Origin of the sequence: Nocardiopsis valliformis DSM 45023, assembly GCF_000340985.1 — a bacterium.
GTDB lineage: Bacteria > Actinomycetota > Actinomycetes > Streptosporangiales > Streptosporangiaceae > Nocardiopsis > Nocardiopsis exhalans.
In genome coordinates, this window is sequence record NZ_ANAZ01000052.1 from 1 (window position 1) to 21,671 (window position 21,671).

16 protein-coding genes are annotated in these 21,671 nt (G+C 70.1%); 8 read left to right on the top strand and 8 right to left on the bottom strand.

Annotated elements, in window-relative coordinates; genetic code table 11:
* Positions 1 to 269: 269 nt before the first annotated feature.
* The 3 genes from D457_RS0129810 to D457_RS0129820 form a co-directional block, all read right to left on the bottom strand.
* The gene (locus D457_RS0129810) at positions 270 to 875 is read right to left on the bottom strand and encodes a mycothiol-dependent nitroreductase Rv2466c family protein (RefSeq protein ID WP_017584325.1); all 606 of its coding nucleotides are present in this window, start codon (positions 873 to 875) and stop codon (positions 270 to 272) included.
* 33 nt (positions 876 to 908) lie between these two features.
* A complete protein-coding gene (locus tag D457_RS0129815; protein WP_017584326.1) occupies positions 909 to 2,147 on the bottom strand; it encodes an alanine racemase in 1,239 nt (412 codons plus the stop codon).
* Between the two features lie 147 nt (positions 2,148 to 2,294).
* Positions 2,295 to 3,344, bottom strand: a complete 1,050-nt coding sequence (locus D457_RS0129820) for a glycerophosphodiester phosphodiesterase (protein WP_017584327.1) — start codon at positions 3,342 to 3,344, stop codon at positions 2,295 to 2,297.
* 299 nt (positions 3,345 to 3,643) lie between these two features.
* Here D457_RS0129820 and D457_RS36320 point away from each other — a divergent pair, with 299 nt between their 5' ends.
* Together D457_RS36320 and D457_RS0129830 are read left to right on the top strand one after the other, a co-directional pair.
* Positions 3,644 to 5,119: a hypothetical protein gene (locus tag D457_RS36320; protein ID WP_026117165.1), complete on the top strand. Its 1,476-nt coding sequence runs from the start codon at positions 3,644 to 3,646 to the stop codon at positions 5,117 to 5,119.
* 294 nt (positions 5,120 to 5,413) lie between these two features.
* Complete coding sequence (locus D457_RS0129830; protein WP_017584328.1) at positions 5,414 to 7,222, top strand: gamma-glutamyltransferase family protein; 1,809 nt, start codon at positions 5,414 to 5,416, stop codon at positions 7,220 to 7,222.
* Between the two features lie 523 nt (positions 7,223 to 7,745).
* On the opposite strand, the gene D457_RS0129835 is transcribed toward D457_RS0129830, so the two are convergent.
* Positions 7,746 to 8,942, bottom strand: coding sequence for a C40 family peptidase (locus tag D457_RS0129835; protein WP_026117166.1), 1,197 nt, complete (start codon positions 8,940 to 8,942; stop codon positions 7,746 to 7,748).
* Positions 8,943 to 9,137: 195 nt separating this feature from the next.
* Complete coding sequence (locus D457_RS0129840) at positions 9,138 to 10,826, bottom strand: bifunctional 3'-5' exonuclease/DNA polymerase (protein ID WP_017584330.1); 1,689 nt, start codon at positions 10,824 to 10,826, stop codon at positions 9,138 to 9,140.
* 86 nt (positions 10,827 to 10,912) lie between these two features.
* Between D457_RS0129840 and D457_RS33760 the strand changes: the two genes are divergently transcribed.
* Both D457_RS33760 and D457_RS0129850 read left to right on the top strand, forming a co-directional pair.
* Entirely contained in the window at positions 10,913 to 11,194 is a 282-nt protein-coding gene (locus tag D457_RS33760) for a type II toxin-antitoxin system Phd/YefM family antitoxin (protein ID WP_017584331.1), read from the top strand.
* Positions 11,191 to 11,481, top strand: a complete 291-nt coding sequence (locus tag D457_RS0129850) for a type II toxin-antitoxin system RelE family toxin (protein ID WP_239646257.1) — start codon at positions 11,191 to 11,193, stop codon at positions 11,479 to 11,481. The genes D457_RS33760 and D457_RS0129850 overlap by 4 nt, the downstream gene beginning before the upstream one ends.
* Before the next feature lie 39 nt (positions 11,482 to 11,520).
* On the opposite strand, the gene D457_RS0129855 is transcribed toward D457_RS0129850, so the two are convergent.
* The 3 genes from D457_RS0129855 to D457_RS0129865 all read right to left on the bottom strand — a co-directional run bounded on the left by D457_RS0129855 (position 11,521) and on the right by D457_RS0129865 (position 14,041).
* A complete protein-coding gene (locus D457_RS0129855) occupies positions 11,521 to 12,441 on the bottom strand; it encodes a 2-hydroxyacid dehydrogenase (RefSeq protein ID WP_017584333.1) in 921 nt (306 codons plus the stop codon).
* A gap of 123 nt (positions 12,442 to 12,564) precedes the next feature.
* Positions 12,565 to 13,407, bottom strand: coding sequence for a TrmH family RNA methyltransferase (locus tag D457_RS0129860; protein ID WP_017584334.1), 843 nt, complete (start codon positions 13,405 to 13,407; stop codon positions 12,565 to 12,567).
* 46 nt (positions 13,408 to 13,453) lie between these two features.
* Complete coding sequence (locus D457_RS0129865) at positions 13,454 to 14,041, bottom strand: hypothetical protein (RefSeq protein WP_017584335.1); 588 nt, start codon at positions 14,039 to 14,041, stop codon at positions 13,454 to 13,456.
* A gap of 508 nt (positions 14,042 to 14,549) precedes the next feature.
* Here D457_RS0129865 and D457_RS0129870 point away from each other — a divergent pair.
* The 4 genes from D457_RS0129870 to D457_RS37630 all read left to right on the top strand — a co-directional run bounded on the left by D457_RS0129870 (position 14,550) and on the right by D457_RS37630 (position 21,612).
* Positions 14,550 to 16,283: a substrate-binding domain-containing protein gene (locus D457_RS0129870; protein WP_026117167.1), complete on the top strand. Its 1,734-nt coding sequence runs from the start codon at positions 14,550 to 14,552 to the stop codon at positions 16,281 to 16,283.
* Between the two features lie 284 nt (positions 16,284 to 16,567).
* Positions 16,568 to 18,328, top strand: a complete 1,761-nt coding sequence (locus D457_RS0129875) for a substrate-binding domain-containing protein (RefSeq protein ID WP_026117168.1) — start codon at positions 16,568 to 16,570, stop codon at positions 18,326 to 18,328.
* Between the two features lie 368 nt (positions 18,329 to 18,696).
* Complete coding sequence (locus D457_RS0129885; RefSeq protein WP_017584338.1) at positions 18,697 to 19,401, top strand: hypothetical protein; 705 nt, start codon at positions 18,697 to 18,699, stop codon at positions 19,399 to 19,401.
* 99 nt (positions 19,402 to 19,500) lie between these two features.
* A complete protein-coding gene (locus D457_RS37630; protein ID WP_039832048.1) occupies positions 19,501 to 21,612 on the top strand; it encodes a DUF2510 domain-containing protein in 2,112 nt (703 codons plus the stop codon).
* Positions 21,613 to 21,671: the final 59 nt, after the last annotated feature.

Consider the following 21,671-nt stretch of genomic DNA (forward strand, 5'->3'; position numbering starts at 1 on the left):
ACTCGGAGTTGACAGCCCAGCCCGTTCCTTAACTACGCGGCCTTGGGGCGAAGCCCTCGACGCGACTACCTTGAGGCGCGCAGTGGAGACGGCAACCGTCAAGCGGCGGGAAACGGGGGAACGAACGCAGGGAGCCCGGCAGTGAACGGCCACGCCATGCCCCGGAACCCCAAAGAGGCTCGCACCTCAACAAGCCCGGAGGCGAGCAAACCTGGAGCCCCTGCCCCTGCCCCTGCCCCAGCCCCAGCTTCAGCCCCGGTCCGCCAAGCTCAGCGCTTCAGTTCGCGGAAGTTCGAGACTTCGGACAGCAGGAGGACGCCTTCCCAGAGGCGGAGGGCGTCCCGTTGGTCCGGGGCGGTGTCCACCACCGGCCCGAAGAAGGCTCGCCGGGGTTTCCCGCCTGTGTGTTGAGGGTCGGTGAGCGCGAGGATGGGCGTGCCGACATCCCCCTCGACCGACCGCATTGCTTCTTCGTGTGAAGAGCGCAGCACGTGGTCGTTATCGGCGTCCCAGCCCGCGTCGGCAAGGTACTGGGGTAGGCCAGCTCGGGCGAGCGCCTGCTTCGGATCATCGATCCACTCGCGGGTGTCGCCTTCTGCGGTGGTCCACAGGGCACGGTGGAAACGCCCGACTGCCCCGTGGCCGTGTTCGGTCTGTACCGCGGCACAGATCCGGGCCGGGATCCACAGGTACCCGTCCTCGTCCCCTTCGGGGTCGACTTCCTTGTCTTCGTTGAGGATGGACAGACTCATGGTGCGCCAGCGGACCTCCAGTGGTCGGTGCTCGGCGACCGTGCGGATCCAGCGGGCGGTGAGCCACGTCAGGGGGCAGGCCGGGTCCAGCCAGAAGTCGACGGTCCAGCGCTCCGCGTCCATGTGCCCTCCCCGGGCCGTTCTCTTCGACGGAAGCTAGAAATAGGTCGCGATCGCCTCTGTCACGCGGTACTCGTCGTCCACCACCGGGATGACCTGCCAGCGGTCGAAGGCCGTGCACGGGTGCGAGATACCGAAGGAGAGCAGGTCGCCGGGGCGCACGGACAGGTCGCCGGGGATGGACAGGTAGGCGTGGTGGTCGTTGAGGTTGGTGACCTCCACTCCGTCTGCCGGGACCACGGTGCCGTCCGTGCGGCGGAGGATGCGAGGGATCGGGAACCCCTGGTCGAAGTTGGCCTCGCGTCGGCCCATCGCGGCGATCGCCAGTCCGGGCTCGGGGGTGGAGGTGACCTGGGCCCAGAGTTCCAGGGCCCCGGCGAGGGCGTCGCCGCCTTCGGGCAGTCGGTTGTACGGGGTGGTCCGCCGGTACAGACCGTCGTCGTGGGCGACGTAGGCACCGCTGCGCAGGATCGGCAGGATGTCTTCGCGGCCCCCGATCTCCTCGGCGACCACGTCGAACCACGCGCTGCCGCCCACGGAGAGCACCGGGCGCTCCAGGTGGTGTTCGGTGGCGAGTGCGGCGGAGTCGCCGAGCAGGTCGCTCAGGAAGCCGCGGACCCCTTCTGCGTCGCTGAGGGAGCCCTCGTAACCGGCGACCCCTGCTAGTTCGAGGCCCGGGGCACGCACAACCTCACGGGCCACGTTCAGGACCTGTTCGCGGGTTCGGCAGCCGGTCCTACCTCCGGGGGTGCCGCGCTCCACCATCACGCGGAGCGGGCGGCCGCCGTCACGCTCGACCGCTTGGGAGGCCACGGACACCCCTTCGGGCGAGTCCGCGTAGAAGAGGAATTCGAAGCCGGGATCGGCCTTGAGTTCGGCCGCCACCCAGCGCAGGACCTTGGGGTCGAGGAGTTCGTTGGCCAGTAGGATCCGGTTCACGCCGAACTGCCGGAAGTCCAGGACCTGGTTGGCGGTGGCGGCGGTGATCCCCCAAGCCCCCGCGTCGAGCTGGCGCTGGGTGAGCACGGGCGACATGGCGGTCTTGCCGTGCGGGGCGAACAACAGTCGGTGGCGTTCGGCGAACTCGGCCAACGCGGCGATGTTACGGTCCAGCGCGGAGGCGCGCAGCACCATGAGCGGCCAGGTGAACGGACCGGTAAACAAGTGGTCCCCCCGCGCGGCGAACTCGTCGAGGGTGACGGGCTCACCCGGCCACCACAGGCCCTTGGTGCGCCAGTCCACGAGTTCCTGGGGGATGGAAAGCCGGTCGCTCACGTGGTCTCCGCTTCCTGATGGGGCTTCGGTTCGCCATTGATCATCCCATTGGGCGTGCTGGAAAGCACCCTGATCAAGGTCCGGAATTCGACTCCTTGTAGGAAGAGGATCCGCCCGCCGGTGCGGGCAGGTCAGGTGGCGGCCGGGCTAGTTCGACACCAGCTCCAAGTCCTGCTCCTGGGCCAGTTCTGGTTCCTCCTGCTGCTCCTGCTGCGCCTGCTGCTCCTGCTGCGCCAGTTCCTGCTCCTGCTGCGCCGCGTACTCCCGAGCCGCGGCCGAGGTCCCGGCGAGGAACTCCGCGATGGCTTCCTGTCCCACGTCCGGGAAGTCCGTGATGAATCCGTCTACACCCATCTCCAGGACCTGGCGCATCCTCGCGGGGTCGTTGATCGTGTACGGCATGATCTCCAGCCCCGCGTCGTGCACCGCGCCGACGTAGTCGGCGTCGATGGTGGTGTGGTTGGGGTTGATCATGTGCGCCCAGGCGTACTGGCCGATCTCCGCTTCCGGAACGCGCCCGAGCAGCGCGTGCGGGATCGAGGGCAGGAGCCCCTTCGAGACCCGGGTGGAGTCCCAGTCGAAGCTCTGCACCACGAGCCGGAAGGGTTCGTCCGGCGCGTTCGGAACCAGCCAGTGCGGGCGTCTGGCCAGTTCCACGGAGATCTGGTGCTCGATGCCCGGGTAGAGCGCGGGCTTCTTGATCTCGAGGAGGAGGTTCATGTCGTAGGAGTGCAGGCGGTCCAGGGCCTCGCCCAGGAGCGGCACGGGCTCGCCCGCGAACTCGTCACTGAAGGACGCCCCGGCGTCCAGGCGCTGGATCTCGGCGAGAGTGAAGTCGGCGAGGTCGTAGGAGGCGCGCCCCGGGAAGACCTCGGCGACGTCGGTGGTGCGGTCGAGCCGGGTGTCGTGCATGAGCACGAGGTGGTCGTCAGAGGTGAGCTGGACGTCCACCTCCACGGTTTCCGCACCGAGCCGGTACGCCTCGTCGATCGCGGCGAGGGTGTTCTCGGGCGCGTATCCAGAGGCACCCCGGTGGGCGACCGCGATGAGGGGGCGGGACGGCGGCAGCTGCTGGAGAAGAAGGGCGCCAGCCTTGTGGGAGACCTTTTCGGCGCTGGCCTCAGCAGTGGCCTCGGTTGTGGTGTCCGCTTGTTCGGCGGCCGGGGCCGCGAGCGCGGAACCCGATCCGACAGCCAACGAGAGTGATACGGCTCCGACTACGAATCCGATGCGGTGGTGCACCGAGCCTCCCAAGTACGCGTGGACTGGCCGACTGCTACCTCAGGGTGAGTGCGTTTGGCGACCGTACGGTGACCGTCCGCGGAGCAGTCGGTGATCCGCCGCCCATCTTCTGGTGGCCGCTCTCATCGACTGACTCATCTCGCCCTATGCATGCATTTGATTACTTCATGTCCGATTTTTGACTGGATGCCCTCTCGATAATTACGTAGAGTCCTGACAGCATCACAAGTAGTAGTCGATGGGAAGGAACTCTCATGCGCAAGCACCACACGAGGTGGGTCGCGCTCTTCAGTGCCGCCGCGATCTCCACGACGGGCCTGGTCGGCCTCGCCGGGCCCGCGGCCGCGGACGACAAGGACACGAGGGCGTTCAGCTGGCCGGTGGTGCGCCAGGGCGTGTCCACGTACAGCGTCGACGGATACGACATCGCCTACCTGCCCGCCGGTCTGGAGCGTTACGGCATCAACGCCTCCTCCACGACGGACCGTCAGGGGAACAGCCAGTCCCAGCTCTCCTGGGTGCAGGGACCCGACCAGCTGTACGGCCGGGTGGCCGTGCTGCGTTCGGAGAGAATCCAGGACCTGGAGGACCTGCGCGAGGGGCGCTACAGCCACCTTGCGGACAGCTCCCTGGAGGAGCTGGAGGCCGGTGAAGCCTTCGAACACGGCGCGTACCTGTCCGAGGAGACCGGCGACCTGTTCTGGATGCAGAGACCAGGCGTAGCGATAGCCACCCATCTCCAACCGGAACGATGGGAGGGCCGTGAACTGCTGAAGCTCGCCGAGGCCATTACCGAGGAAGCCGGTGCGGAGGAGGCCGAGACGGAGGAAGAAGCGGAAGCAGAGGAAGCAGACGAGGCCGAGGCAGAGGACGCTGAGGCCGAGGCTCCGACCGACGAGGCTCCGGTTGAGGAAGCCCCGGCTGAGGAGGTCGTTGACGAGGACGGCGCGGAGAAGCCCGCCGACCCGGTCCAGGAGACCCCGGTCGACGAGGTGCCCTCTGACGAGGACGCCAACGACCAGACCCCGGTTGACGAGGCTCCCGCCGAGGAAGACACCACCGACGAAACCCCGGTCGATGAGGTCCCTGCCCAGGAAGACACCACCGACGAAACCCCGATTGTCGAGACCCCCGAGGAGGAGGTCCCCGCCGAGGAGGACACGACCGACGAAGCCCCCGTGGACGAGGAAGTCGTCGACGGGAACGAGGTCGGCGAGATCACCCCGGTCGAGGACCTGGAGGAGGTCGTTCCCCCGGTGGAAGCCGACCTTCCCGACGGGGCCTCCTCGCGTGAGGTGAAGACCTGCCTGACGGAGCACTTCGTTGACTTCCGTTCCGGCCAGACCGACCTGGACTCGGCGCAGATGACCCAGACCAGTGGGAAGTTCATCGAGAAGGCGCTGTCCAAGGACGACCTCGACGACGCCGAGCGCGACCGCCTGCTCGCCACGGTCTGGTACTACGGCGACGAGAGCGACAAAGCGGCCGCCACCAACGACTGCGCTCGACAGTTCGACATCGAACGCAGCGAGGTCGAGGACGTGCTCGCCGAGATCTCCCACCTGATCGGGCAGATCATTCAGGAGGCCAACGAGAGCCTGTCCCAGGCGATGGACGAGGTCGAGAAGGCGACCGGCGAGACCGGTCAGGTCACGGACCCGGTGGACGCCGAGGAGTGGGCCGAGCTCTGGGAGTCCCTTCCGTGGGCCCTCCCCGAGGAGACCTCCTGACCTGACGTCTCACTGAGGCGCCTTCAAGCAACACACCCGTAAGCAGCACACACGCAAGCACTACACACGGATGAAGCCCGGTCGTGACCGTATTCCGGTCATGACCGGGCTTCGTCTTGACCCGGAGTGCTCAAGACTGGTGACCAAAGACCCGAATCACCCGAACCCGCAGCATGAGACCCAAGTCATGCTGTACCGTCACCCTCGTTCGGCCGGTGTCTGACGAGGATCCGGCCAGCACCCCCGGATCGGTGGCGACCCCGCCGTACCCCCACCCGCAGGAGGACAGCACCCATGCCCGGCTTCACCACACGACCCCAACTACGCGGCGACTTCGGCATGGTCGCCTCCACGCACTGGCTGGCCAGCGCCACCGGGATGTCCGTTCTGGAGCGGGGCGGAAACGCCTTCGACGCTGCCGTCGCCGCGGGTTTCACCCTCCAGGTCGTCGAACCCCACCTGAACGGCCCCGGCGGTGAGGTCCCGGTCGTCTTCAAGGCCCGCAACGGCGCCCCACGCGTGCTGTGCGGGCAGGGCGTCTCACCCGCCACGGCGAGCATCGAGGCCTTCGAGAGCCGAGGGCTGGACCGTATCCCCGGCAGCGGGGTCCTGGCCGCCACCGTCCCCGGGTCCTTCGACGCCTGGATGCTGCTGCTGCGCGACCACGGCACCATGTCCGTACGCGACGTCCTCGACCACGCCATCGGGCTGGCCGAGCGGGGCTACCCCGTCCTGGACCGGATCGCCGCCGCCATCCGGACGCTCTCGCCGGTCTTCTCCCGACACTGGGCGGGTTCGGCCGCCGTCTACCTGCCGCACGGCGCGGCCCCCGCCGCCGGTTCACGGCTGCGCAACCCCGCCCTGGCGGCCACCTACCGCCGCATCGTCGCCGAGGCCGAGACGGTGGGAGAAGGTCGTGAAGCGCAGATCGAGGCGGCCCGCCGCTCCTGGTCGCAGGGTTTCGTGGCCGAGGCGGTCGGCGCCTTCCTGGCCGGGCCCGTGCCCAACGGGGCCGGCGAACCCCAGCAGGCCCTCTTGACCGCGCAGGACCTGGCTGACTGGAGCGCGAGTTACGAGGATCCCGCCAGCGCCTCCTACGGCTCCCACACCGTGCACAAGACCGGCCCCTGGGGCCAGGGCCCCGTCATGCTCCAGCAGCTGCGGATGGCTGAGGACCGCGGAGTGGGCGCGGACGCGCACGAGGGAGTCAGCGCGGACTTCGTGCACCGGAGCACCGAGATCGCCAAGCTCGCCTTCGCCGACCGCGAGGCCTGGTACGGCGACCCGAACTTCTCCGATGTCCCGCTCAAGGAGCTGCTGAGCTCGGACTACGCCGCCGAGCGGGCCCGCCTGATCGACGACGGCCGGGCCTCCCTGGATCTGCGCCCCGGCTCGCCGGGCGGCCGCACGCCGTTCCAGCCGCCGGTGTATTTGCCCGGGGAGACCCCGGGCGACCGCACCACCGGTGAGCCCACCGTCCGCAACGCCTCCGGTGTCCAACCGACTGACCTGCGCGGGGACACGTGCCACGTGGACGTGGTGGACTCCGAGGGCAACATGGTCTCGGCGACGCCCAGCGGCGGCTGGCTCAGCAGTTCGCCGGTCATCCCCGAACTCGGTTTCCCCCTGGGTACCCGGGCGCAGATGTTCTGGCTCGACCCGGCATCCCCGAACGCCCTCTCGCCGCGGCGCCGGCCCCGCACCACCCTTTCGCCCACCCTGGTGACCCGGTCGGACGGCGAGGCCGTTCTGGCCATCGGCACGCCCGGTGGCGACCAGCAGGACCAGTGGACCACCACAGCCCTGCTGCGCGTCCTCAACGGGGTGGACGACCTGCAGGAGGCCCTGGACACCCCGATGTTCCACACCAACGCCTTCCCCAGCTCCTTCCACCCCCGCGAGACCGTGCCGGGTGACCTGGTCATCGAGCCCGGTGTGGGCGAGGAGGTCGTCGAGGATCTGCGCGCCCGCGGGCACCGGGTCCAGGTGGCCGACAAGTGGTCGCTGGGCCGTCTGGCGGCCGTCGCCCGCGACCCGGAGAGCGGTGAGCTGCGCGCCGCCGCGGACGCCCGGGGCGCCCAGGGGTACGCGGCCGGGCGCTGACCCGAAGGGAGACGAAAGCGCACGGAAGTCCCCTCTTGCTGGACAGGAGGGGACTTTGTGGCGGCCTGCGGGTACTTGCATGGCTTGAGTCAAGCTCTTGCCAAATCGGCCGGTCACTGCTTATGTAGACCTGTGCGACGGGACACCCGGCCCAGGGCGTTTTCGCGGAGGCTGCCCCGTCACAACTCCATACCACCGAAAGGGTCGACCACCGCTGTCTCCCCCTCCCTCAGCGGCGGCCCTTGTCCCCCCTCCTAACCGAGGCCTGCCTTCCCCTCCCGGCGGTTTTTCGGACATGGAGAGATGAAGGGCCGTGGCGTTTTCTCCCCAGATGACGCCGCGGCCCTTCCTCGTGTGCGCATCCTCCCCGTGCCCGGCTCTTTCTCCGTGCCCAGCTTTCTCCCCATACCCGAACCCTTCCTTGTGCCCGGCCCTTCCTGGTTCACAGATACGGAAAAGGCCGTGGCGCCACCGGAAGGGTGTGGCCACGGCCCTGTTTCGTTGTTCGAGTCCGTGCTCGGGGTCAGGTGTTAACGCGCACCGCGCCCGCGTAGTTGGCAGTCCGCACCGAGGTGACCCGAACATCCAGGCCGGTGCGCGGGGCCTCCAGCATCTGGCCGTCGCCCAAGTAGATGGCCACGTGCGAGATGTAGTTCGGCGCGGTCGGATCCGAGCGCCAGAACAGTAGGTCGCCGCGCTGGAGGTCGTCCCACTCCACGCGCTGGCCCGCGTTCCACTGGTCATGGGTGACGCGCGGGATGGACACGCCCGCCTCGCGGAAGGCCCACTGGAGCAGCCCGGAGCAGTCAAAGCCGACGTTCGGGGTGGTGCCGCCCCACACGTAGGGCACACCCAGCTGGGTCTCGGCGTTAGCGATGACCCGCTCGATCACCGTGGAGGGCACGGCGTCGCCGTCGACCAGCGGTTCGGGGGCATCGGCGACCAGCTGGAGCGAGGCGTCCTCGCCGAGGATCTCCTCGAGCTCCTCGTGCAGGTCCCACAGGTCCGTGTCGGGGGCGGAGATCACCAGGGCGTTGCCCTCGGGCATGCCCAGTTCACGGGAGAGTTCGCGGGAGACGAGGGCGTCGATCCCAGCGATGCCGGAGGTGGCGTGGGTCCACACCTCCAGGGGCACCTTGCCGTTACCGCCGGCGAGGGTGACCTCGCTGCCGATGTCCAGCTCGCGTTCGGTGCCCACCTCCTTGGAGAGCGCGATGTGGCCCTCGGCGACACCCTGCCAGATCTCGTCGGACTCGGCGGAGGGCTTGGGGGCGTGGTTACGGAAACTGGACGGGTTGACGCCCAGCACCGAGGTGGGTTCGCCGTCGATCTCCACACGCGCGGCGTCGACGGTGAGGACGTTCTCCACCCCGTCGATGTCGCGGACCGCGTCGACGGCCTCCCGGGGCAGTTTCTCAGCGGCCACCGCGAAGTACTCGACGGAGCGCGCCTCGCGGAAGGGGGCGACGTAAGCGTCCCGCTTGAGTTCGGCGACGTCCGCGGTGTCAGGGGCCTCGGACTCGGCAGTGTCGGGGGTCTCGGGGTCGGTCGCTCGGGGCACGGAGCCGCTGGGGACGGCGAGCTCGGGCGCGACCTGCTCGGAGAGGGGCGGGCGGTCCTCGACGACGGGGGCGGCCATCGCGGGGGTAGCCCCGAAGGCCGTGAAGGCGACCGCGAACGCGGCCGTGGTGCCCGCACATGTTCTGAGACGGTTCCGCACGGGGGTCAATCACCCTTTCTCTGACCGCGGCGGGCAGGGGAGCCGCTGCGGCGCACGGCCTTTGATAACACTGTTCGCGTCCAAGAATGGGTGTACCTGGACGCGTTTGCAAGATGCCCACGCCGTCCGATACCGGACGTCCACCTTTCAGCGGCTTGTCCGTTCCCCGGATGACTCATGGTTTTCAGCCTGGAATTAGCGATCGGCATAACATTCCGTGACCGACACCGCGAGGGGGAACCGGACGGGGGTGTCGCCAAAAAGGATCTCCCTGGTCCGGCTCTGGGCCCGCTCGATCGCCCGAACCGTCTCCTCGGCGAGCTCCGCGGGCACGTGCAGGACGACCTCGTCGTGCACGAAGAAGACGATCCCGCCGCCCTCAGGGGTCTTCGGCAGCTCTTGGCGCAGCGCGGCGAGCAGGACCAGCGCCCACTCGGCGGCGGTGGCCTGGACGACGAAGTTACGGGTGAACCGGCCATGCGCGCGGCGTCTTCGGTCACCGTCCGTGGCTGCGACGGTCGCCGCCCAGTCGCCCGGCGCGGGCGAGGTGCGGCCCAGCCAGGAACGGACGATCCCGCCGCCCTCTCCGGTACGGGCGGCGGCGTCCACGTGTTCCAGGGCCCGGGGGTAGAGGCGGCGCATGGTGGCCAGCAGCGGGGCGGCGTCGCCGGAGGTCTGCCCGTACATGGCGGCGAGCATGCCGATCTTCGCGCGTTCGCGGTCGTCGCCCACGTGCACGGCCAGGCGGGCGTACAGGTCCTCCTCCGCGGCGGCGGCCGCGAGGGCGTCGTCTCCGGACACCGCGGCCAGCACGCGGGGTTCGAGCTGTCCGGCGTCGGCGCGGACCAGCACCCAGCCGGGGTCTGCGCGCACGGCGCGGCGGACGGACTTGGGGATTTGGAGCGCGCCGCCGCCCCGAGTGGCCCAGCGCCCGGAGACGACCCCGCCCACCACGTAGTCGGGCTGGAACCGGCCCAGTCTGGGCTCCCCGTCCTCCCCCGGCAGTTCCCGCACCCAGGTCTCCAGCCAGGCCCAGCCGTTGGCCGAATGCAGTCGGGCGAGCTCCTTGTAGCGCAGCAGCAGGGGGACCAGCGGATGGTCGACGGCCTCCAGGACCCAGGAGCGGGTGGACTCCACCGGGTGGCCGACCCACGCCATCGCCTTGAGGACCTGCGCGGGCGAGTCCGGGTTGACCTCGTGGCCGACCACCTCGCCGATCCGCACGGCCAGATCAGCGAGTACCGGCGGCCGCTCCCCCGCGCGCGGCCGCGGCCCGAGGATCTCGGTGAGCACCTGGTCGTGGACGTCGCGGCGCCAGGGCAGCCCGTCGTGGCTCATCTCCACGGCGGCCAGGGCCCCGGCCGACTCCACCGCGACCAGCAGCGCCATCCGCCCGGGTTCGGGGAGATCGGCGATGCGTCTTCGCTGGTCGGTGTGGACCTCCACCAGGGCGGCGAGCCGGTCGGTACCGGGCGGCAGCGTGGAACGGTCGGCCTCGAACAGCGCCGGTTGCGCGGCCGTGCCCTCCCCCAGCGGCCGGGCCGGGTCATCGGGCACGGGCAGGTCGTGCAACCGCGCCCAGGCCGCGCCCAGTGAGTGGGGTTCGGAGTGCCGCGCCTCGTACCCCAGCAGCAGGGCTTCGGTCAGCGCGGCGTCATGACAGCGCGCCACCCGCACCCCGGCCCGCACCAGGTCGGGGTAGAGGTCCTCGGTGTCCGCCCAGACCCACCGCGGCGGTTCGGCGGAAGCGTGCTCGGCCGCCCGAACCTCCGCCACCAGGTCACCCACCCGGCGCACGGGAGCGACGGGAGTGGTCGGAGCACCATCACCCAGCTCCGCCAGCCACCCTCCACCGTCCCCGTCGGCGACCACCGCGATCCGCATGTCACCAGTCTCCCCCGCAGCACCGACATTCGGCGTTCGTCGATTCTGTACAGACTTCACGCCAGTTTTTGCCTATCATGGGTGGCATGACGACCATGCCGCTGACCGAAGCCCGCAACCGCCTGTCCGAGCTGGTCGACGATGTCGAGCGCACTCACGAGAGAGTGGTCATCACCAGACACGGTGAGCCCGCCGCGGTCCTCCTCTCCCCCGCAGACCTGGAGGCCCTGGAAGAGACGCTGGACGTGCTGGCCAGTCCTCAACTGCTGCACCAGCTTCAGGAATCCAAGGCCGCGAAGGCAGCAGACGACGTCCTGGACACTGATGAACTCGCCGCTTTGATGGCTCGGCGGAAGCGTCAGACGTGAACCTTGAAGAGCACGCTCCGTACAAGATGAGGATCAGTGGCCCGGCAGCCAGGATGCTTGCCGGACGTCTTCCGGAAAAGGTGACCGCTGCCGTCTACGAGTTCATCACCACGACGCTGCCGGAGAACTCGCACCGACTGGGCAAGCGACTACTCCTCCCTCCCTATGAAGGAACACGGTCAGCTCGGCGAGGCGCCTATCGCGTGCTCTACGAGATCGACGAGGAAGAGCGCACCGTGCTCGTCAGCGCCATCGAACACCGGGCTGACGCGTACCGGTCACGCTGAACCTTGAGGCCCTGCCCGCGCCCCAAGGTCTGGCGCGCCCTACTTGCCGGGGCGGACGACGTTGGCCAGAGGTTCCCCGGCTGCCCAGCGGGCCAGTTGAGCGTCCATGAAGGCGCGGGCGCGCGGGTAGAAGGCCGCGGAGCCGCCCGCCACGTGCGGGGTCAGGTACACGCCGGGGGCGTCCCAGAGCGGTTGTTCCACCGGAAGCGGTTCGGGGTCGGTGACGTCCAGGGCCGCGCGGACCCGGCCGTTCTGGGCGAGCAGGGCGTCGGTGTCCAGGACCGCGCCGCGGCCGACATTGACCACCAGGGCGTCGTCGCGCAGCAGGGCGAACTCATGCGCGCCGAACAGGCCCCGCGTGTCCTCGGTGAGCGGGGTGACCAGGACGACGATGTCCACTTCGGGCAGGAGCACGTGGAGTTCGTTGACCCCGTGCACGTCCTCTTCCGGGCGGGCCTGGCTGGCCACCCGGACCACCTCGGTCTCGAAGGGCAGCAGGCGCGCCTCGATCGCCTGGCCGATGCTCCCGTAGCCGATGATCATCACCCGGGAGTCCGCCAGGGAACGCTGCGGGACCGAACCCCAACGGTGTTCGCGCTGGTCGATCGCCCACCGGGGCAGGTCGCGCTGCGCGGCGAGCATGAGCGCGAGCGCGTGCTCGGCGGTGCTGGCGTCGTGCAGCCCCCGGCCGTTGCACAGGGTGACGTGGTCCGGGAGGAGCCCGAGGACCTGTTCGTACCCGGCCGAAACCAGCTGCAGAACCCTGAGCTCGGGCATGCGCGTGATGATGTCGAGCCGCTCGTCGACGCCCTGGGTGGAGGGCGCGTAGGGCACTTGGTAGAAGGTGACGTCCGCCAGCCCCTCTTCCGGGGCCGGTCCCCCCGCGTAGAGGTCGACGTGGAGCGCTTCGGGCGCGTTGTCCCTGTTCTGCTCCCACTGCACCAGTGCTCGGCCGCCCATGTCGTGCGTCCTCCCTGTCCTCGGTCCGTGTCACGCGCCACACTACGGGCTCGTCGGAACCGAGGCGGGGTCGTTGCCTGACCGGACCGGGTTCCTCCCCCAGCTCGGGCTCGGTCGTCCCGCTCAGCCCAAGTGCTCCCGGGCCGCCACCTTGCTGAACCTCGAGAGCTCGTAGCAGGCGATGGCGGCCGCAGCGGTGACGTTCAGGGAGTCGATGTCCCGGTCGGCCATCGGAATGTGCACGCGGGAGGTGGCCCGCTCCAGCCAGCGTGAGGACAGTCCGTCGCCCTCGGTGCCCAGCAGCAGCCCCACCCTGGCGTCGGCTTCGAGGCGGTCCATGGCCTCGCGCATCGGCAGTGAACCCTCGCCCGGGGTGAGCGCCATGAGGTCGAAACCGGCGTCGCGCAGGGTGTCGAGGCCGCCGTACCAGTCGTCGAGGCGGGTGTAGGGCAGGGTGAACACTGCCCCCATCGACACCTTCACGGAGCGGCGGTAGAGCGGGTCCGCGCAGCGCGGCGCGAGGACCACCGCGTCCACGCCCAGCCCGGCGGCGCTACGGAAGATCGCGCCGACGTTGGTGTGGTCCACCAGGTCCTCCAGCACCACGATGCTGCGGGCCTTGGCCAGGACCTCCCCGAGCTCCGGCAGGGGCTTGCGGTGGTAGGCGGCGAGTGCTCCCCGGTGCAGGTCGAAGCCGACCACGCGTTCGGCGGTCTCCTCGCTCACCACGTACAGCGGCGCTCCGGAGGCGGCGACCACGTCGTCCAAAGCCTCGGCTCGGCGTTCGGTGAGCAGGAAGCTGCGGGGGACGAACCCGGCGGTGGCGGCTCGGCGGATCACCTTGTCGCCCTCGGCCATGAACAGGCCGTGCTCGGCCTCCAGGTGGCGGCGCAGGTTGACGTCGCGGAGCCGGGTGTAGTCGGCCAGACGCGGGTCGGCGGGGTCACTGACCCTGATGACATCCATGGTCAGCGATTATCCCGCAGCCCGAACCCCCCAGCGCCCTTCCGATTCAGGCGATCTGTTCGGTGACGGCGCGCAGCCGCTGCCAGCGGGCCTCTTCGCAGGAGCCCTTGCGGGAGAGCGTGGTCTCGATCTCCGCGCCCTCCCAGATGCCCTCGATCATGGCTTCCTGCGGGCCGTACACCTTGTCGGTGCAGACCGTTCCCTCACGGACCTCGGTGAACAGTTCGCCCGCGGAGACTTCGCGCGGCTCCCCGTTCTCGTCGGACTCGGGGTCACCGGCGGTCGGGTCCCCGGCGAGTTCCTCGGCGGCCTCGGCCATCACGGTGCAGGGCTCGGGGTCCTCGGCGAGGTCGCCGGTGCAGTTCAGGGTCTGCACCCAGGCCAGGCCCCGGTCGCTGACGTGGATGCGCAGGTGGCCGACGGGACCGGACTCGTCCTCCGACTCCTCCTGGGGCTCGATGGCGCTTCCGAGCACCTCCGGGCTGGCCGCGTTCGTGGTCTGCACGTCCTGCGGTGGCAGCATCGACGGCCCGACCAGCACGGCGTAGGCCACCGCGCCGGCGCAGCAGGCTCCGGCGAGCAGCGCGGTGCCGAGACTGCCTCGGCTCCGTCGGTCACTGTGCGAATGGGACATGCCATAACCCTCGGGGGTCGATCGGTCACGGGGGCGCCCACCGCGCGGGGTGCCTCTGATTCGCGGGGCAACAGCCAAGCGGGCGTCAAGTATCGGTCAAGCGAATACCGGGGGCCAATGGTAGCCGGGAGTGAACAGTGGTACTGGACCGGCACCGTAACAAAGCGATCACCGGGTGCGCAGGGGAACCCTTCGAGAACCCCTCCGACAAGCGGAGGGACGATCGGCCCGGTGTTTGCACTGTGAGCCAGGACACCCCCACCCTTCCTCCCCGACCTACCAACGAGTAAGGTCCTGGTGAGGAATCGTTCGTGTGCCAACGGTTGGTCGATCACATCCGCAGTGTGTGATGCCGTTCGCCGCACGAAGGTTCGCACAGTTCCCACCGCGGGTGCCGGGCGCAGCGCCCCGCGGCCGACCCCGAGCCCGCCCCCCTGAGCCCGGCCCCGGAGAGGCTCCCAGAGGTTCTCAGTCCGGGACCGGAGACAGCCACACCCCCGGAGTGCACGTGTCCAGTGGACGCCACCGTCTTCCCTCACCGACCGTCACCACCACCCGCAAGGCGGTGCGGTCTCCGCTGGGGATCACCGCGATCGTCGTCGCCCTGATCGTCGTCGCCGCGATCGCCGTGCCGGTCACCATGAATGCCCTCGGCTGCGGGGAGACCCGCTACCTGCGGGTGTCCACCACCCAGAGCATCGCCCCCGTGATGCGCGAGGCGGCGGCGGAGTTCAACGCGGACCGGCCCAGCTACGGCGGGCAGTGCGTGTACGCGCAGGTGGACGAGATCGCGCCGCACCGGATCCTGTCGGCGCTGACCGGGGGCCAGCCGGGTGACTCCACCATCGCCCCGCACGTGTGGGTGCCCGAGTCCTCCGCCTGGGTCGAGCTGGCCCGGGTCTCCGACGGCGGGGCGCACGGGATCGAGACCGACCCGCCCTCCCTCGCGAGTTCCCCGGTGGTGCTCGCGGCCCCGCCGAACACCGAGGGGATGCCGGACCCGGACGACGCCAGCTGGACCCTGCTCCTGCCCGACGAGCGCGACCCCGACCGCCCCGTGGTGATGGTCGACCCCAACCGCGGCGCCGACGGCATGACGGTCATGCACGCGATCCGCGACCACCTGGGCAGCGGGGACGAGGCCGACACCGCGATGACCGACTTCGTGCGCGACGTCCAGCTGGACAGCGCGTTCGGTGAGATCGACCTGACCAACGTCTTCACCGGTTCGGCCGCCGCACACGAGCGGGTGGCCCCGGTCATCGCCGTGCCCGAGCAGGCCGTGGTGGCCTACAACAGCCGCCGCGCCGACTCCGCCCCCGCGCTCCAGGCGCACTACATCAGCGACGGCACGGTCAACCTGGACTACCCGTACGTCACCGCCACCGACGACTCCGCGCTGCAGTCGGCCGCCGCCGACCTGTACGAGGTCCTGCGCGGCAGCGAGCACCGGACGAGCCTGCGCGAACTGGGCTTTCGCGACCCGAGCGGGGAGGCGTCGTCCACCCTTGCCGCCCAGACCGGGATCATCGCGGACCAGCCGCCCGTCCACGACGACCTGACCGGCGATGCCCTGCTCGCCTCGGTCACCGACTGGAACCGGCTGGGCATGCCCAGCCGCACGCTGGTGCTGGCCGACGCCTCGGAGAACATGGCCGACGACCTCAACGGCGGCCCGCAGCGGATCGAGGTCGCCAAGCAGGCCGCCCTGATGGGGCTGGGGATGTTCCCCGACGAGACCGACATGGGCCTGTGGCTGATGTCCGAGGAGCTCGACGGGAACGGCCGTGACGAGGCCGCGGACATGCACCGGCTGGGCGCGGCGGACAACGGCGACACCACCCGCCGCCAGGAGCTGGTCAAGGTGGCCCAGGAACTGGAGGTCGCGGGCGGCGAGTCACGCCTGTACGACAACATCCTGGCCGCCTACGACGAGGTGACGGACAACTACCACGAGGACAAGATCAACAGCGTCATCCTGCTAACCGCCGGGCAGGACGAGGGGTCCAGCGACATCTCCCACGAGGAGCTGGTGGCCGCGCTGCAGGACCGGTTCGACCCCCAGCGACCGGTCACGATGTTCATCATCGCCTTCGGTGAACAGGCCGACGAGCTGGAGCTGGCACAGATCGCGCGGGCCACCAGCGGTTCGTCCTTCGTGACCGAGGAGCCGAACGAGATCGGCGACATCTTCCTCAGCTCGATCTCGCGGCGTTTGTGTGTACCCAACTGCGACAACTAGCCCCAACAAAGGGGTCTCGATTCGGTATCGGAATGGCTTTTCGGACAGACCACATTCGGAACACCAATCCGGTCCATACCGGTCGAATTTCCCAAGGTGGCCGCTGCTCCGTCCGTGATCCGGTCCCACCTGCCCGAGTGCTGCCCACAGCCCTCCGGGTGTGGCCCCATTCACGGCACTTGGTGCGTTGAGTAACGTTCCCATCAGTAACACCACACAACACCCCCTACCGACTCATCCCCCTTGTACGACACCTCGGCCGTACACCACCCGTGAGGAATGCTGTGGGACGTCACCGCGGAAAATACGCAGAAGAACCCTCCGGCCGGAACAGACGCCGCCGCGGTCGCGGCGGAGCGTTCGCCGCCCTGGCCGCCGCGATGGTGATCGTGGTCGGACTCGCCGTGGCGGGCGTGTACATGTTCGGGCAGGGCGACGGCTGCGGCGGCTCCGACATCGAACTGGACATCGCGGTCAGCCCCGAACTGGGCCCCGCGCTGACCGACATCGCCAGCGACTTCAACGCCGAAGAGCACACCGTCGACAACAGGTGTGTGCGCGCCAACGTGCGCCAGGCCGACTCGGCCAACGTCGCCTTCGGTATCACCGGGGCCGGCGCCACCATGGGCGACACCGACTCAGACGTGTGGATTCCGGACTCCTCCGTGTGGTCGCGCCTGGTCCAGAGCCAGGCCGGGGACGCCATCATCACCGAGACCGGCACCTCGCTGGCCCGCAGCCCGCTGGTGCTGACCGAACGCGCCGAATTCGCCGACGACAGCGACGAAGACACCACGTGGATGGACGTGGTCCCCACCGCCGCCCCCGGCGAGGAGACCGACCGGGTCGTCCGGGTGGTCGACCCGGCCCGCAGCTCCAGCGGCCTGGGCACCCTCTACCTGCTGCACGGCGCCCTGGAGGAGGCCACCCCCGACGCCGACACCTTCAACGCGCACATGACCGCCGCGCTGCAGGCCCTGCACCAGGGCGCCTCCGCCGACGAGGACGCCGCGTTCCTGGCCCTGAGCGGCGGCAGCGCCGAGGCCCCGCCCGTGATGGTGATGTCCGAACAGGCGGTGTGGCGCTACAACGCGGCCCACTCCGACTCCGCCGCCCAGCCCAACTACCTCAGCGACGGCACCTACTTCCTCGACTACCCCTACATCGTGCGCAGCGAGGAGAGCGAGGTCACCCGCGCCGCCGAGGTGTTCCGTACCGCGGTGCGCACCGACGAGGCCGTCGAGCGCTTCCTCGCCGAGGGCTTCCGCAACTCCGAGGGCGGGCTCGACGCGTCCGTGCTGACCGAGGAAGCCGGTTTCCTCGCCGAGGAGCCGGGCGAGCTGCCCGCTCCCTCCGAGGGCTCCATCACCGAGCTGACCCGCTTCTGGAACCAGCTGAAGATGGACTCCCGGGTACTGACCATCATCGATATCTCCGGGTCGATGCTGGCCGAGGTTCCCGGCACCGGGCTCACCCGCATGCAGGTGGCCGGTGCCGCCTCCGCCGAGGGCCTGCAGATGTTCTCCGACACCTCCGAGCTGGGCCTGTGGGAGTTCTCCACCAACGTCAACAACGACATGAATTACCAGGAGATCGCCCCGATAAGAGAGCTGCAGGCCACCGATGAGGCGGGGAACGAGCACCGGGACGTGATCGGTGCCGCGATCCAGAACCTGGAGCCGCTGCCGCGGGGCGACACGGCGCTGTACGAGACCTACCTGGCCGCCTACCAGGAGATGTCCCGGACCTACCGGCCCGACCGCACCAACGTCGTGCTGATGCTCACCGACGGGGACAACGACAACCCCGGCGGGCTGGAGTTCGACGAACTGATGTCCCAGCTCGACTCGCTCATCAGCCCGTCCCGGCCCATCCCGATCATCACGATCGCTTTCGGCCCGGACGTGCAGAACCTGGAGCCGCTGCAGGAGATCGCGGCGGCCACCGGGGGCGCGGCGTACATGACCGAGGACCCGACGGAAATCGGGGACATCTTCCTCCAGGCGTTCTCCCTGCGTATCGCGGACGAGAACGACGGGAGTTAGAGGGGCTGAGGGGACCAGTTCACCAAGGGCTCAGGGCGCCCCTCGCAGGACTGATGACCGACCGACCGGGTCGTGGCCGTGTGCCGCGGCCCGGTCGTCGCTTTCGTGGGGATTTCGTGGGTATTCGGGGCTGGGTCCGAGGCGGGGTTCAGGACAGGGGCCCGGGGGGCGGGAACCGCGATCGGAGGACGTTCGGCCAGGACCCGCGGAACAGAAGGTGACATGAACCTATCCACCACCCGACGGGCTATGGACTTCTTCTCCTGGGTGGCGTACCACGGGAGGGACCTGGGTCCGGAACCCCGTCCCTCCACTGCCGTCCCGGACCTCCAGGCTTGAGACCCGCTGCGGTCGGATTGGGGAGTGCCATGGCGAAGGCGTGGATGCCCGGTGCCGAGAGGATCGACGGAGGAACCACACGGACCGCCGGCGGGGTCGGCGCCCCGCGTGCCGTGTGGACGGTGACCGGAACCGACCCGAACATGTGGTCGGCCCGTGAGGAGGCGACCCGCCTGGTCCACGAGGGCAGGACCCCCCACCTGGTGTGGAACCCGCTGACCGGCGCGGTGGCGCAGATCCTGGCGGCCACCCGCCGGAGCGAGCTCCTGCTGGGCCACACCTCGCGCTACGGACAGCACCTGGACCACGGCGACGAGGGCCGGGTGTGCCTCATGATCGCCGTGGTGTCGACGGAGAAGGAACCTTTCACCGACGGCCCCCTGGTCGGTCTGGCACCGGTCCTGGAGTGGCTGGGCTCGTGGGGTGTGGAGAGGGGCTGGCCCGCCGGTCCGCCCGGGCTGTGGGGCGAGCGGCGCCCCAGCGAGGAGGAGCAGTCCCGCACGTGGTCCCGTGGCGGGCACTTCGGCCACGACCAGGTCCCGGGTTCCGCGTCGACCGCGCCCGGGCGGGTGGACCCCGAGCAGCTCCTGATCGCGGGAACACGCGAAGTGTCCCCGGTCCCGGCACCGGCACCGGGACCGAGGTCGGGGTCCGTCCCTGAGGCGGCCGCGACGGCAAGGCCCCCTCAGCTGCCCAGGGAACACCCCGAACCGCAACCCTCGGTCATCACGTAAGCACACAAAGGGAGGGATGAACCCACCAAATCCCCGCCTTCAAGGAGAATCGGATTCCACTGGTTAAGTACAGCTCCAAAACCCCTTAGTCTGGCGCCCATGGGTGGATCTATCGAGCCGGGTTGGTACGCGGACCCGCAGGGCGACGCGCAGACGCTCAGATGGTGGAACGGTGACGAGTGGACGAGGCATACCCGTTCACTGAGCGAACTCCAAGGCGGCGCCGACGGCTCCGATGAGGAAGCCGCCACCACCTACCTGGGCGGTCAGAACAGGGACGACCCCTCGTCCGACGACGAGGAGGAGGGGACGGTTCGGCTGGGCTCCTCCGCCCCCGCGCCGGTACCGGTCGAGGACGAGCCCAGCACCATGCGCATCGACCCCTCGTGGGCGCAGCAGGCCTCGGCCCCCGACCCCGCTCCGCAGCCCCCGACCGCCCCCGACGACGACGAGCCAAGCACCGTCCGAATCAACCCCTCCTGGGCACAGGACGCCTCCCCCCAACAGCCCTCAGGCAGCACCACCCCTCCCCCCGCCCCGATCGGGGACGAGCCCAGCACCATGCGGATCGATCCGTCCTGGGCCCAGCAGGCCTCGGCCCCGGGCAACCAGCCCCCGGTGGACGACGAGCCCAGCACCATGCGGATCAGCCCGTCCTGGAGCCAGCAGTCCGCTGGCCACGCTGACGAGATGCCCACGGCCAACCTCGCCGACGACGACGAGGCCACCGCTGACCTGAGCGGTGTCGGCGCCACCATGCGGGTCAGCCCCGGCGATCTGCCCGGATCGGGCGACGACGTTCCCACCGCCCACATCCCGGACGACGAGGTGCCCACGGCCAACCTCGCCGACGAGGCCATCGGCGACACCCCGCGCACGGCGGTGTTCGACCCGAACGCGATCGGCGACACCCCCCGTACCGCCGTCTTCGACCCCAACGCCGCCGGTGACACCCCCCGCACCGCCGTGTTCACACCCGGCGACGACCGGTCCGGCGCTGACCAGTCGCCCGGCGGCACCGCCATCTTCGACCCCAACGACCCGATGTTCTCGGGCGGCGGGGGCGAGGACGGGGACGACAAGGGCGGCAAGTTCAACAAGTTCCTCGGCAGTCTCAAGGAGGGCTGGTCCGACCTCTCCGAGGAGCGCAAGGAGCAGCGCCGCCAGGCCGAGGAGGAGGCTGCCCAGAAGCGCGAGGAGGAGCGGGTCCGCAGGGAGGCCGAGGCCGAGAAGCAGGCCGAGGAAGCCCAGCAGCGGGCCGAGGAGGAGCGCAAGCGCGCCGAGGAGGCCGCCAAGCACGCTCCCCCGGTCCCCCAGGCGGACACGCCTTCGGCGGCCAACGACCCCCAGTCCGCCGGCGCCCCGCCGCTCGGCTGGACCCCGCAGAACCCGGGCCAGCCCCACTCGGGCGCCAACCAGCCGCTGTCCGGGCCGCACCAGCCCCCCTCCGGGCCGCAGCAGGGCTTCAACCCCGCGGGTGGACCCCAGGGCGGCCAGCCGCCCTCCGGCCCGCAGCCGGGCGGTTTCCCGGGCCAGCGGCCCCCGTCCGGGGCGAACCAGCCGCCGTCCGGACCGCACCAGCCCCCGTCCGGCCCTCAGCCCGGCTTCCAGCAGCAGGGGTTCGGGCCGCAGGGTCCGCCTCCCGGTCAGCCGCCGCAGCAGTTCGGCCCGCCCGGGGGCTTCCCGCCGCCGCAGCAGATGGGCAACCGCCCGCCGATGCCCCCGCAGGGCCCGCCCCCCGGTCAGCAGCCACCCCAGCAGTTCGGCCCGCGCCCGCCCATGGGCGGCGGCCCCGGCGGTCCCCCTGGTGGACCTGGCCGCCCCGGTGGACCTCCTCCCGGCGGTCCCGGCGGCCCGCACCAGGGCCCCATGGGCGGACCTCCCGGCGGCCCGGGTGGTCCCGGTGGTCGGCCGCCCGGCGGCTCCCCTTGGGGTCCGCCCCCCGGTGGGCCCCAGGGCGGTCCTCCCGGAGGACCCCAGGGTGACCCGTTCGGCAACCCGTACGGCCAGCCGCCCCAGCAGCCCCAGCCGCCCCAGCCACCCGCGAAGAAGAAGCGCGGCTGCGGCTGCGGCTGCTTCGCCCTGATCGCGATCACCCTGGTCCTGCTGGTGCTGGCCTACCTCCAGTTCTGGGACGTGTGGGACTGGCTGTACATCATCTTCGACGTCGGCGAACCGCCGGGTGTCTCGGACCCCTTCGTCTGGGACTGACCCAGTGGTGACGGGGGCGGTGGGTCGTAGACCCGCCGCCCCTTCGCTATCTCCGCACT